The following is a 12,270-nucleotide window of genomic DNA, read 5'->3' as shown; positions in this document are numbered from 1 at the left end:
CGTGTCTCCGGTTCCTCATCGCGTGTTCCGGCTGCTGACGGTGATCTGGGTCGGCAGTCAGCTGACCGTTGGCTATGCGGTCGCGCCTACGCTGTTCGCGATGCTCGACCGCATCTCGGCCGGTGCGGTCGCCGCTCAGCTTTTCCGTATCGAGGCAATCGTCGGCGTGCTGTGCGGCGTGTTGCTGCTCGCGCTCGGCAATTTGCTGGTGCGCCGCGGTGCGACGGCCTATCGGCGGCTGCGCTGGGTGCTGGCCGGCATGCTGATTTGCGTGTTGCTAGGGTATTTTGCGTTGCAGCCGTTCATGAACGCACTGCGTGTCGCGGCGCTGACGGCAGGCACGGATGTCGGTCACTCCGCCTATGCCGCTCGCTTTGGCATGCTGCACGGCGTGTCGAGCTTGTTTTACCTGATCGAGAGCCTGCTTGGCCTCGTCCTCGTATGGAAGTTGCCGGCCGGCGACGGTGTGGCTGAGCGGGTGGACATCGGCGCGCCCAAGAGCGCGGTTCATTGACGCAGCGGTAGGTCCGGTGCCGTAGCGGGCGGCGGCGCGGCGCACATTCAGCGAGCGCGCCGCGCATCATTCGGTTTACTTCACGCTCTGATGCTGGCGCTTTGCGCTGGTCTGGCGCTTTTTAGCACGTTTGACGTTGCCGCCTGCCGTGACACGCTCATTGCCGCGAACGACGACTTTTTGCGGACGCGGGTGGCGCACCGGATTGTCGGGCGTGTGCTTCACGACTTTGACGACGCGCGGCGCCGCGCCCCGCGCCGGTTTTTCGGCGGCGGCTTCGCGCGCGCTCGGCAACCCGGCTCCGCGTTTCGTCTTCGGGGCCGGCTCGACGACTTCCGGCTTCCAGATGACGAGCAGCTTGCCGATGTGCTGGACCGGTGCCGCGTTCAATCGATCGCAGATCTCTTCGTAGATTGCGACGCGTTCTTCGCGCTCGTCGCCGAACACGCGAATCTTGATGAGCTGGTGCGCGACGAGGTGGACTTTGATTTCGGCCAGCACGGCGTCAGTCAGTCCTTCGGCGCCGATCAGCACGACCGGTTTGAGCGCGTGGGCCTGGGAACGCAAGTCCGCGCGTTCGGCGGGGGAGACTTTGAGGGCTGGCATAGGGAAACTGGACGACTCGACTAAAATGATGGGCCCGCACGGCAGGGCGGCGGAGGGCCGCAAGCGGTACATGCGGCGCGGCGGCGCATCAGAACAACGTAGAATCGCGGATTGCCGCTCGAAAGCCGGCAGCCGCGCCGATAAGACGCGTATTATCCGCTAAAAGCGCAGCATCACGCAGCAAGAGTTCAACTGTTAATGGCAAAAAACCGCTTCAATCAATCGTGGCTGCACGACCACATCAACGACCCGTACGTGAAGATGGCGCAGCGGGAAGGCTATCGCGCGCGCGCCGCCTACAAGCTGAAGGAAATCGACGAGCAGGACAAATTGATTCGTCCGGGGCAGATCATCGTCGACTTGGGCTCGGCGCCGGGCAGCTGGAGCCAGTACGCGCGCAACAAGCTCGCGCAGAGTGCGCGGCGCGATGCGGTCCGCGACGGCGGGATCGACGGCACGATCATTGCGCTCGACATGCTGCCGATGGAGCCGATCGCCGACGTTAATTTCATTCAGGGCGACTTTCGTGAAGACAGCGTCCTGAGCCAATTGGAAGAAGTCGTCGGTGGACGCAAAGTGGATCTTGTAATTTCGGACATGGCGCCCAATCTGTCGGGCGTGGCCGTGGCCGATGCGGCGCGAATCGAGCATGTATGCGATCTCGCGCTCGAATTTTCCCAAAACCACTTGAAGCCGGATGGAGCCCTTTTAGTCAAATGCTTTCACGGCAGCGGTTACAGTCAGATTGTCGAAAAGTTCAAGCATCAATTTAAGACGGTTGCCGCACGCAAGCCGAAAGCGTCGCGGGACAAATCGTCAGAAACGTTTATTTTGGGTAGACACCTGAAACGCCCGGCGTAAAGGGCACGAGGTGCGGTGGGTCGAGGTTCTGCCGAAAACGTGAAAAATGCCGCGAAAAGGCCGTTGGAACAGGCCGGCAAGCTATGTAAGCGGTAGAGAAACGTTATGGCAGGCCCCCCCGGTCTGGATTAGAATGGCTTGATAGCGCCGCAAGGAAAATGTAGGCGCGTGGTCTTCAGTGAAGGAGTGGTGCTTTGAACAACAATATGTTTTCGAAGGCAGCAGTGTGGCTGGTCATCGCACTGGTGCTGTTTACAGTGTTCAAGCAGTTCGACAAGCCCCGCGTCCAGGAAGGCGTCTCGTATTCGCAGTTCATGGACGACGCCAAGAACGGCAAGGTCAAGAGCGTCATCGTCCAGGGGCGGAATCTCACGGTCACTCCAGCAGACGGTCAGAAATATCAGATCGTGTCGCCCGGCGACATCTGGATGGTCGGCGACCTGATGAAATATGGCGTGCAGGTGAGCGGCAAGGCTGACGAAGAGCCGAACGCGCTCGTTTCCGCGCTGTACTACCTCGGGCCGACGATCCTGATCATCGGGTTCTGGTTCTACATGATGAGGCAGATGCAGGGAGGCGGCAAAGGCGGGGCCTTTTCGTTCGGCAAATCCCGTGCACGCTTGATCGACGAGAACAACAACGCCATCAATTTCACCGACGTCGCCGGCTGCGACGAAGCGAAAGAGGAAGTGTCGGAGCTGGTCGACTTCCTGCGCGACCCGCAGAAATTCCAGAAGCTCGGCGGCCGTATCCCGCGCGGCGTGTTGCTGGTCGGCCCTCCGGGTACCGGTAAGACGCTGCTCGCGCGCGCGATCGCCGGCGAAGCGAAAGTGCCGTTCTTCTCGATCTCGGGTTCGGACTTCGTCGAAATGTTCGTCGGCGTCGGCGCGGCCCGCGTTCGCGACATGTTCGAGCAGGCTAAGAAGCACGCGCCGTGCATCGTGTTCATCGACGAAATCGATGCGGTCGGCCGTCATCGCGGCGCCGGCATGGGCGGCGGCAACGACGAACGCGAGCAGACGCTGAATCAGATGCTCGTCGAAATGGACGGCTTCGAGGCGAACTCGGGCGTCATCGTGATCGCGGCAACCAACCGCTCGGACGTGCTCGATAAGGCGCTCTTGCGTCCGGGCCGCTTCGACCGTCAGGTGTATGTCGGCTTGCCCGATATTCGCGGCCGCGAGCAGATCATGAAGGTGCACCTGCGTAAAGTGCCGATCTCGAACGACGTCGATGCGGCAGTGATCGCGCGCGGCACGCCGGGCTTCTCGGGCGCCGACCTCGCGAACCTCGTCAACGAAGCGGCGCTCTTTGCGGCGCGCCGCGGCAAGCGCATCGTCGAGATGCAGGACTTCGAAGACGCGAAGGACAAGATCTTCATGGGCCCGGAGCGCAAGTCGGCGGTGATCCGCGAAGAGGCGAAGCGCGCGACGGCGTACCACGAGTCGGGCCACGCGGTCATCGCAAAGCTGTTGCCGAAGGCTGACCCGGTTCACAAGGTCACGATCATTCCGCGCGGCCGTGCACTCGGTGTGACGTGGCAACTGCCGGAACACGATAACGAAACGTACTCGAAGGACTATCTGCTGGACCGCCTGGCGATCCTGTTCGGCGGCCGTGTTGCCGAAGAGCTGTTCCTGAACCTGATCAGCACCGGTGCGTCGGACGACTTCAACAAGGCCACGCAGACGGCTCGCGCGATGGTCGCCCGCTTCGGCATGACCGATGCGTTGGGACCGATGGTCTACGTCGACGACGAGAACGATGCTTCGCCGTTCGGCCGCGGGTTCACGCGGACCATCTCGGAAGCGACGCAGCAGAAGGTCGACGCCGAAATCCGCCGCGTGCTCGACGAGCAATACGGCCTGGCGCGCCGCCTGCTCGACGAAAACCGCGACAAGGTCGAAGCCATGACCGCCGCGCTGATGGAGTGGGAAACGATCGACGCCGATCAGATCAACGACATCATGGAAGGCCGGCCGCCGCGCTCACCGAAGAGCTCTCCGAGCGACAACACGTCGTCGGGCAGTAGCGGTAGTGCCGGCACCGAAGTCAAGCCGGGCAGCGCCACCGCACCGGCGTGATTTTCCGCGCAATCGAATGACGGGCTGGTGTGATTTCACACCGGCCCGTTTTTTCGTTTATCCGAGTTCCCACCTGCTTGTCCTCTGTCGTGTCGCTCGCCGATTTCTCCCGCCCTGTCGTTCCCGAACCGCTGCAATGCGGCCGGTTCACCTTGACCTTCGAACGCCCGCTCGTCATGGGCATCCTCAATGTCACGCCGGACTCGTTTTCCGATGGCGGTCGTTACGTCGAACGCGGCGAGGCGCTGCGGCAAGCGGAGCAGATGCTCGTGGACGGGGCGGACATCATCGACATCGGCGGCGAGTCGACCCGCCCAGGCGCGCCTCCGGTGCCGCTCGACGAAGAGCTCGAGCGCGTCGTGCCGCTCATCGAGGTGTTGCGTGATGCGAACGTGCCGTTGTCAGTCGATACCTATAAGCCGCAGGTGATGCGCGAGGCGCTCGCTGCGGGGGCCGATTTGATCAACGATATCTGGGGTTTCCGGCAGGAAGGCGCCATCGACGCGGTGCGCGAGAGCGGCTGTGGGCTGTGTGTAATGCACATGTTAGGTGAACCGCAGACAATGCAGCGCGGCGAGCCGTCTTATAACGATGTGGTCGCCGACGTGCGCGCGTTTCTCGAAGCTCGCGTCAACGCGTTGATGGAGGCGGGCGTCGCGCGTGAGCGCATCAGCGTCGATCCCGGCTTCGGATTCGGCAAGTCGGTGATCGAGCACAACTATGCACTGCTCGCGCATTTGCCGGAGACCGCACCGCGGCCGCCTGTCGGCGCGAGGCCGTTTCCGGTCCTCGCGGGCCTGTCGCGCAAGTCGATGCTGGGGGCGGTGATCGCGCGTCCCGCGCCCGAGCGCGTCGCGGCGAGCGTCGCAGCGGCAGTGTGCGCGGCCGAACGAGGCGCTGCGATCGTGCGCGTACATGATGTCGCGCAAACCGTGGACGCGATGAAAATTTGGGCCGCCGTGCGCGATGCGACACGACGCGGCTGAGTCAGTCGATTAGGAGAATTTTTCAAGATGGCACGTCGCTATTTCGGTACAGACGGCATTCGGGGCAAGGTCGGCGAGGCGCCCATCACGCCGGATTTTGTATTGCGGCTTGGGTATGCGGCAGGCAAGGTGCTCGCCGGCGCGGACAATTGGGCGAAGACAGGCACGCGTCCCACGGTGCTGATCGGCAAGGACACGCGCGTCTCGGGCTATATGCTCGAAGCCGCGCTCGAGTCGGGCTTCTCGGCTGCAGGTGTCGACGTGATGCTGGCCGGCCCGATGCCGACCCCCGGCGTCGCGTATCTGACACGCGCACTGCGGCTTGCGGCCGGTGTCGTGATCAGCGCATCGCACAACCCGTATTTCGACAACGGGATCAAGTTCTTCTCGGCCGACGGCAACAAACTGCCCGACGACGTCGAACTGGAAATCGAGAAGCAGCTCGAGGGGCCGCTCGAGTGCGCGCCGTCCGAGCGCCTCGGCAAAGCGCGCCGGCTCGATGACGCAGCCGGCCGCTATATCGAATTTTGCAAGAGCACGTTCCCGGCGGCGTTCGATCTGCGCGGGATCAAGCTCGTCGTCGATTGTGCGCATGGTGCGGCATATGACGTCGCGCCACACGTGTTCCACGAACTCGGCGCGGACGTCATTCCGATCGGCGTCGCGCCGAACGGCTTCAATATCAATGATGGCGTCGGCGCCACGGCGCCCGATGCGCTGGTGCGGGCGGTGCGGGCGAATCGCGCGGATCTCGGCATCGCGCTCGACGGCGACGCGGACCGTCTGCAGGTCGTCGATGCGGCGGGCCGCCTCTACAACGGCGACGAACTGCTGTATGTGCTCGTCAAGGACCGCATCGCGACGCACGGCAACGTTCCCGGTGCGGTCGGCACGTTGATGACGAACATGGCGGTCGAAGTCGCGCTCGAGCGCGAAGGCGTGAAGTTCGTGCGCGCGGCGGTCGGCGATCGCTATGTGCTCGAAAAGCTGCGCGAGCACGGCTGGCAGCTTGGCGCGGAAGGCTCGGGGCATATCCTGTCGCTCGACCGGCACTCGACCGGTGACGGCATCGTCTCGGCGCTGCTCGTGCTCGCCGCGATGAAGCGCAGCGGCCGCTCGCTTGCCGACCTGCTCGAAGGCGTCACGTTGTTTCCGCAGACGCTCATCAACGTTCGCATGCGGCCGGGCGCCGACTGGAAGGGCAGCGATGCGATCAAGCAAGCGATCGGCGCTGCCGAGCGTGCGCTCGGCAGCGCGGGCCGCGTGTTGATTCGAGCATCGGGCACGGAGCCGGTGCTGCGCGTGATGGTGGAAGCCGAGCGTGCTCCGGACGCGTTGCAGCACGCGGAAAGCATCGCGCGCGTGGTGAAGGAAGCCACGGCCTGAGCGGCGCACATGCACCGGCAATTAGCCAGCTAGCGGGGCCGTAGGTGCGTCAGACTGTCGCACCTACGGCCCCGTGAGCTTTCATCTGCTCATTGGGCTTTTTTGAAAGCCGCTTCCTTCCGTGTCACGCGATCCATGCGCGAACGGACAAAACCTTGTTTATATAGAATCCCGACTTTGGGATTGTCATATTTCCCGTCAAGCGTTTTTTCGTCTAGTCTCTACAGACAGAGCTTAACTTCGCCTTACATCAGCCTAACATCGGCTAATTTCCTTTCATGTCGGTAAAGTTTCTGTCACAGTTCCTTCACCGATAGTCATATTACTGTCACAGAGAGGCCCTAACCTTCGCGGTGTCGCAATTTACCGCTCACACCACCTGGAGGTTGTCTCATGAAATTGATGCAAACCGCGTTTGCTGGCCTGGCTAGCGCGCTCTTCGCGATCGCAGCGCAAGCCACCGACATTACCGGCGCGGGCAGCACCTTCGCAGCACCGATTTACACGAAGTGGGCCGATGCCTACCAGAAGTCGGGTGGCGGCAAGGTCAACTATCAAGGCATCGGTTCGTCGGGCGGCATCAAGCAGATCAACGCCAAGACCGTTGACTTCGCCGGCTCGGACGCCCCGCTGAAGGACGACGAACTGGCTAAGGACGGCCTGTTCCAGTTCCCGACGGTTGTCGGCGGCGTGGTGCCCGCAATCAACTTGCCGGGCTTCAAGCCGGGCCAGATCGTGCTGTCGGGCCCGGTGCTCGGCGACATCTACCTGGGCAAGATCAAGAAGTGGAACGACCCGGCGATCGCTGCGCTGAACCCGGGCCTCAAGCTGCCGGATACCGACGTCGCTGTGGTCCGCCGCGCTGACGGCTCGGGCACGTCGTTCATTTGGACGAACTATCTGTCGAAGGTGAACCCCGAGTGGAAGTCGAAGGTCGGCGAAGGCACGACCGTCAACTGGCCGACGGGCACGGGCGGCAAGGGCAACGACGGCGTCGCAGCCTTCGTGCAGCGTCTGCCGGGCGCAATCGGCTATGTCGAGTGGGCGTACGCGAAGCAGAACCACATGGTCTACACGGCTATGAAGAACGAGACCGGCGCCGTGGTTCAGCCGGACACGGAAACGTTCAAGGCCGCCGCTGCTGGCGCGGACTGGAAGAAGTCGTTCTACCAGATCCTGACGAACGAGCCGGGCAAGGACGCATGGCCGGTCGTCGGCGCGACGTTCGTGCTGCTGCACACGACGCAAGACAAGCCGGCGCAAGGCGCGGAAACGCTGAAGTTCTTCGACTGGGCGTTCAAGAACGGCACGCAAGCCGCGAACGAACTCGACTACATCTCGCTGCCGGATTCGGTTGTGACGGAAATCAAGACGCAGTGGAAGGCGAAGGTCAAGGACGCTTCCGGCAAGGCAGTTGCTGAGTAATACAAGGCTTTCGGCCAGCCGCGGCGCCAGTTGAACCGGCACTGCGGCACATCGTGATCCGCCGCCCAGTCCTCGAAAGAGGCTGGGCGGCTTGCGGCATCGGTCGTGCGGTACGTGACGCGCGACATCAGGAAAAAGGTCAAATGTCCGACATTAACCTCGCGTCGACGCCACCTGCCAGCCAGGGGACGCAGCGCGCGCCAAGCCCCGCCGGCGACGTCATCTTCGGCGGGCTTACCCGACTTTCGGCGATCGTGACCTTGCTGCTGCTCGGCGGCATCATCGTGTCGCTGTTCGTCGCATCACTGCCGACCATCCACAAATTCGGCCTCGCCTTCCTGTGGACGTCCGACTGGGATCCCCCCAGCGACACCTTCGGCGCGCTCGTGCCCATCTACGGCACGATTGCGACGTCGCTCATTGCACTCATCATCGCGGTGCCCGTCAGCTTCGGCATCGCGCTCTTTCTAACCGAACTCTCTCCCGCCTGGCTGCGCCGTCCGCTCGGCATCGCGATCGAACTGCTCGCGGCGATTCCGTCGATCGTGTACGGCATGTGGGGTCTGCTCGTGTTCGCGCCGATTTTCGCGCAGTACTTCGAAAAGCCGATCGGCCACGTGCTCGGCCCGATTCCGTTTTTGGGCGCGCTCTTTCAGGGTCCCCCGATCGGCATCGGCATTCTGTGCGCAGGCGTGATCCTCGCGATCATGATCATCCCGTACATCGCTTCGGTCATGCGCGACGTCTTCGAAGTGACGCCGGTGCTCCTGAAGGAGTCGGCATATGGAATCGGTTGCACGACCTGGGAAGTGATGTGGAAGATCGTGCTGCCGTTCACGAAGACCGGCGTGATCGGCGGCGTGATGCTCGGCCTCGGCCGCGCGCTCGGCGAGACGATGGCCGTCACGTTCGTGATCGGTAACACGAACCTGCTCGACAACGTGTCGCTGTTCTCGCCCGGCAACAGCATCACCTCGGCGCTCGCCAACGAATTCGCGGAAGCGAGCCCCGGCCTGCATACGTCTGCGCTGATGGAACTCGGCCTGATCCTGTTCGTGATTACGTTCATCGTGCTGGCGATCTCGAAGCTGATGCTTCTGCGCCTCGAAAAGAGCGAGGGCGCGAAATGAGCCAGCCATCCATGAAAATGCCGGGCTCCGCAAGCCCGGAACAACTCGAAGCGGTGCGCAATCGCTTGCAGAAGCGTCGCCGTTCGACCAACGCGGTCGCGCTCACGATGTCGCTCGCGGCGATGGCTTTCGGCCTCCTCTGGCTCGTGTGGATTCTGTACACGACGCTGCGCCTCGGCATCGGCGGCTTGTCGATCGAACTGTTCACGCAGTCGACGCCGCCGCCGAACACCGATGGCGGCGGTCTCGCGAATGCGATTGTCGGCAGCCTGATGCTCGTCGTGCTCGCGACGGTTGTCGGCACGCCGATCGGCATTCTCGCCGGCGTCTATCTGGCCGAATACGGGCAGAAGGGCTGGCTCGCGCAAATCACGCGCTTCATCAACGACATCCTGCTGTCGGCGCCGTCGATCGTCGTCGGTCTGTTCGTGTATGCGATCGTCGTCGCGAAGATGGGCAACTTCAGCGGCTGGGCCGGCGTGATCGCACTCGCGCTCCTGCAGATTCCGATCGTGATCCGCACGACCGAGAACATGCTGAAGCTCGTGCCGAACGCGCTGCGCGAAGCGGCGTTCGCGCTCGGCACACCGAAGTGGAAGATGATTCTGTCGATCACGCTGAAGGCGTCGGTGGGCGGCATCGTGACGGGCGTGCTGCTCGCGATCGCGCGTATCGCCGGCGAAACTGCGCCGCTGCTCTTCACGGCGTTGTCGAATCAGTTCTTCTCGCTGAACATGAATCAGCCGATCGCGAACCTGCCGGTCACGATCTACAAATTCGCAATGAGTCCGTTTGCGCAGTGGCAGTCGCTTGCGTGGGCGGGTGTGTTCCTCATTACATTGGGTGTGCTGGGCTTGAATATCCTGGCGCGCGTGATGTTTTCGAAAAAGTAACGGCGGAGCAATCCGATGAATATGGCAGAGAGCCACCTCAATCCCATCGAGCGCGCCACGGCGCCGGCCGGTTTCGACACCGCGACGCATGGCCGTCCGCTTGCACCGATCACGCCGAAGATCGAAGTCAACAACTTGAACTTCTTCTACGGCAAGTACCACGCGCTGAAGAACATCAACCTGCACATTCCGGAAGGGAAGGTGACGGCGTTCATCGGCCCGTCGGGCTGCGGCAAGTCCACGCTCTTGCGCACGTTCAACAAGATGTACGCGCTCTACCCGGAACAGCGGGCCGAGGGCGAGATCATGATGGACGGCGAAAACCTGCTGACGACCAAGCGCGATATCTCGCTGTTGCGCGCGCGCATCGGCATGGTGTTCCAGAAGCCGACGCCGTTCCCGATGTCGATCTACGACAACATCGCGTTCGGCGTGAAGATGTTCGAGACGCTGCCGCGCTCGGAGATGGACGACCGCGTCGAGTGGGCGCTCACCAAAGCGGCGCTCTGGAACGAAGTGAAGGACAAGCTCAATCAGAGCGGCTACGGCCTCTCGGGCGGCCAGCAGCAGCGTCTGTGCATTGCGCGCGGCATTGCGATCCGTCCGGAAGTGCTGCTGCTCGACGAGCCGTGCTCGGCGCTCGACCCGATCTCGACGGGCCGCATCGAAGAGCTGATTGCGGAGTTGAAGAGCGACTACACGGTCGTGATCGTGACGCACAACATGCAGCAGGCGGCGCGTTGTTCGGACTACACTGCCTATATGTATCTCGGTGAATTGATCGAATTCGGCGATACGGAAAAGATCTTCATCAAGCCGGTCCGCAAGGAAACGGAAGACTACATTACCGGCCGCTTCGGCTGAGGCAAAAACTAGGACCGCGGGAGCTCATCATGTCCGATAAACACCTGTCGAGCCAATTCGACGCCGATCTGAACCTGGTCTCTTCGAAGGTGCTCGAAATGGGCGGCCTCGTCGAATCGCAGATCACCCACGCGATGCAGGCCCTCAACGAATTCGACGCCGAAGTGGCCGATCAGGTGATCGCCGCGGAAGAGCGCCTGAACACGATGGAAGTCGAGATCGACGAGGAATGCAGCAACATCATCGCGCGCCGCCAGCCGGCTGCGCGCGACCTGCGTCTGCTGCTCGCGATCTCGAAGACGATCACCAATCTCGAGCGCGCCGGCGACGAAGCCGAGAAGATCGCCAAGCGCGTGAAGCGCCTGATGGAAGACGGCGCGTCGCGCACGGTCAACATCTCCGAGATCAAGGTGTCGGGCGACATGGCCGTATCGATCCTGCGCCGCGCGCTCGATGCGTTCGCGCGCCTCGATACCGTGGCCGCCGCGCAGATCGTGCGCGACGACAAGGCGATCGACGAGGAATTCCGCGCCTTCGTGCGCAAGCTCGTCACCTACATGATGGAAGACCCGCGCACGATTTCGGCGGGGCTCGAGTTCCTGTTCATCGCGAAGGCGATCGAGCGGATCGGCGATCACGCGAAGAACATCGCCGAATTCATCATCTACATCGTGAAGGGTACGGACGTGCGGCACAAGTCGCGCGACGCGCTCGAGCGCGAAGCTCTCAGCTAAAAAGGTCCAGAGGTGCCGATGCCCAGCAGCATTCTCGTCATTGAAGATGAGCCCGCGATTTCCGAACTGATTTCGGTCAATCTTCAGCACGCGGGACATTGTGCGATTCGTGCGTACAACGCCGAGCAGGCGCAGACCCTGATCAGCGATGTGCTGCCCGATCTCGTCCTGCTCGACTGGATGTTGCCGGGTAAGTCAGGCATCGCGTTCGCACGCGATCTGCGCAACAACGAGCGCACCAAGCACATTCCGATCATCATGCTGACCGCGCGCGGCGATGAGCAGGACAAGGTGCTCGGCCTCGAAATCGGCGCGGACGACTACGTGACGAAGCCGTTCTCGCCGAAGGAGTTGATGGCGCGCATCAAGGCGGTGCTGCGCCGCCGCGCGCCGCAGCTGACCGAGGACGTCGTCGCGATCAACGGCCTGAAGCTCGATCCGGCCACGCATCGCGTCGCCGCGCACGCGGAGGGCAGCGAGATCAAGCTGGATCTCGGCCCGACCGAGTTCCGTCTGCTGCACTTCTTCATGACCCATCCGGAGCGCGTGCACAGCCGCACGCAATTGCTCGACCAGGTGTGGGGCGATCACGTGTTCGTGGAGGAACGCACCGTCGACGTGCACATCAAGCGACTGCGTGCCGCGCTCAAGCCCGCCGGCTGCGATGCTATGATTGAAACGGTGCGCGGCAGCGGCTACCGGCTCGCGAAGAGCGCTTAAACGATCGCTGCATAGCCGTTGGATTCAGCGTTGGATTCAGCCGTCGGCCGGGGCTAGCCGGCGGTGC

General features: G+C 62.6%; 12 protein-coding genes. 11 read left to right on the top strand and 1 reads right to left on the bottom strand.

Annotated features, from left to right (window positions below):
- Nucleotide 1: 1 nt before the first annotated feature.
- Nucleotides 2–514 carry a DUF4149 domain-containing protein gene (locus FAZ95_RS14120; protein ID WP_137333035.1) on the top strand — a complete coding sequence of 171 codons (513 nt, stop codon included), beginning with the start codon at nt 2–4 and terminating at the stop codon, nt 512–514.
- 75 nt (nt 515–589) lie between these two features.
- On the opposite strand, the gene FAZ95_RS14115 is transcribed toward FAZ95_RS14120, so the two are convergent.
- Nucleotides 590–1,120 (bottom strand): YhbY family RNA-binding protein, encoded by a 531-nt coding sequence (locus FAZ95_RS14115; RefSeq protein WP_137333034.1) that lies wholly within the window; start codon nt 1,118–1,120, stop codon nt 590–592.
- Between the two features lie 198 nt (nt 1,121–1,318).
- Here FAZ95_RS14115 and FAZ95_RS14110 point away from each other — a divergent pair, with 198 nt between their 5' ends.
- From FAZ95_RS14110 to phoB, 10 genes are all read left to right on the top strand, one after another.
- Complete coding sequence (locus FAZ95_RS14110) at nt 1,319–1,981, top strand: RlmE family RNA methyltransferase (protein ID WP_137333033.1); 663 nt, start codon at nt 1,319–1,321, stop codon at nt 1,979–1,981.
- A 194-nt stretch (nt 1,982–2,175) separates the two neighbouring features.
- Nucleotides 2,176–4,065, top strand: a complete 1,890-nt coding sequence (ftsH, locus tag FAZ95_RS14105; protein ID WP_137333032.1) for an ATP-dependent zinc metalloprotease FtsH — start codon at nt 2,176–2,178, stop codon at nt 4,063–4,065.
- Nucleotides 4,066–4,154: 89 nt separating this feature from the next.
- Nucleotides 4,155–5,051 carry a dihydropteroate synthase gene (gene folP / locus FAZ95_RS14100; protein ID WP_137334548.1) on the top strand — a complete coding sequence of 299 codons (897 nt, stop codon included), beginning with the start codon at nt 4,155–4,157 and terminating at the stop codon, nt 5,049–5,051.
- A gap of 27 nt (nt 5,052–5,078) precedes the next feature.
- Entirely contained in the window at nt 5,079–6,437 is a 1,359-nt protein-coding gene (gene glmM, locus FAZ95_RS14095; RefSeq protein WP_137333031.1) for a phosphoglucosamine mutase, read from the top strand.
- Nucleotides 6,438–6,830: 393 nt separating this feature from the next.
- On the top strand, nt 6,831–7,862 hold the full coding sequence (gene pstS, locus FAZ95_RS14085; protein ID WP_137333030.1) for a phosphate ABC transporter substrate-binding protein PstS: 1,032 nt from the start codon (nt 6,831–6,833) through the stop codon (nt 7,860–7,862).
- A 143-nt stretch (nt 7,863–8,005) separates the two neighbouring features.
- Nucleotides 8,006–8,992 (top strand): phosphate ABC transporter permease PstC, encoded by a 987-nt coding sequence (gene pstC / locus FAZ95_RS14080; RefSeq protein ID WP_137333029.1) that lies wholly within the window; start codon nt 8,006–8,008, stop codon nt 8,990–8,992.
- Nucleotides 8,989–9,885, top strand: coding sequence for a phosphate ABC transporter permease PstA (gene pstA / locus FAZ95_RS14075; RefSeq protein WP_137333028.1), 897 nt, complete (start codon nt 8,989–8,991; stop codon nt 9,883–9,885). Before pstC ends, pstA begins: the two co-directional genes overlap by 4 nt.
- 15 nt (nt 9,886–9,900) lie before the next feature.
- On the top strand, nt 9,901–10,749 hold the full coding sequence (gene pstB / locus FAZ95_RS14070; RefSeq protein WP_137333027.1) for a phosphate ABC transporter ATP-binding protein PstB: 849 nt from the start codon (nt 9,901–9,903) through the stop codon (nt 10,747–10,749).
- Nucleotides 10,750–10,778: 29 nt separating this feature from the next.
- Nucleotides 10,779–11,483, top strand: coding sequence for a phosphate signaling complex protein PhoU (gene phoU, locus FAZ95_RS14065; protein WP_137333026.1), 705 nt, complete (start codon nt 10,779–10,781; stop codon nt 11,481–11,483).
- Nucleotides 11,484–11,501: 18 nt separating this feature from the next.
- Nucleotides 11,502–12,203, top strand: a complete 702-nt coding sequence (gene phoB, locus FAZ95_RS14060; protein WP_137333025.1) for a phosphate regulon transcriptional regulator PhoB — start codon at nt 11,502–11,504, stop codon at nt 12,201–12,203.
- Nucleotides 12,204–12,270 lie beyond the last annotated feature (67 nt).

The organism is Trinickia violacea, assembly GCF_005280735.1.
Lineage (GTDB): Bacteria > Pseudomonadota > Gammaproteobacteria > Burkholderiales > Burkholderiaceae > Trinickia_A > Trinickia_A violacea.
The sequence above is the reverse complement of the archived record's forward strand: the minus strand, read 5'-3'. Positions and strand labels throughout refer to the sequence as shown.

Bases quoted from the DNA above. Each gene is read 5' to 3' on its own strand.
- pstA (WP_137333028.1), top strand. From the start codon at position 8,989: ATGAGCCAGCCATCCATGAAAATGCCGGGCTCCGCAAGCCCGGAACAA.
- FAZ95_RS14110 (WP_137333033.1), top strand. From the start codon at position 1,319: ATGGCAAAAAACCGCTTCAATCAATCGTGGCTGCACGACCACATCAAC.
- phoU (WP_137333026.1), top strand. From the start codon at position 10,779: ATGTCCGATAAACACCTGTCGAGCCAATTCGACGCCGATCTGAACCTG.
- pstB (WP_137333027.1), top strand. From the start codon at position 9,901: ATGAATATGGCAGAGAGCCACCTCAATCCCATCGAGCGCGCCACGGCG.
- glmM (WP_137333031.1), top strand. From the start codon at position 5,079: ATGGCACGTCGCTATTTCGGTACAGACGGCATTCGGGGCAAGGTCGGC.
- FAZ95_RS14115 (WP_137333034.1), bottom strand. From the start codon at position 1,120: ATGCCAGCCCTCAAAGTCTCCCCCGCCGAACGCGCGGACTTGCGTTCC.
- phoB (WP_137333025.1), top strand. From the start codon at position 11,502: ATGCCCAGCAGCATTCTCGTCATTGAAGATGAGCCCGCGATTTCCGAA.
- pstS (WP_137333030.1), top strand. From the start codon at position 6,831: ATGAAATTGATGCAAACCGCGTTTGCTGGCCTGGCTAGCGCGCTCTTC.
- pstC (WP_137333029.1), top strand. From the start codon at position 8,006: ATGTCCGACATTAACCTCGCGTCGACGCCACCTGCCAGCCAGGGGACG.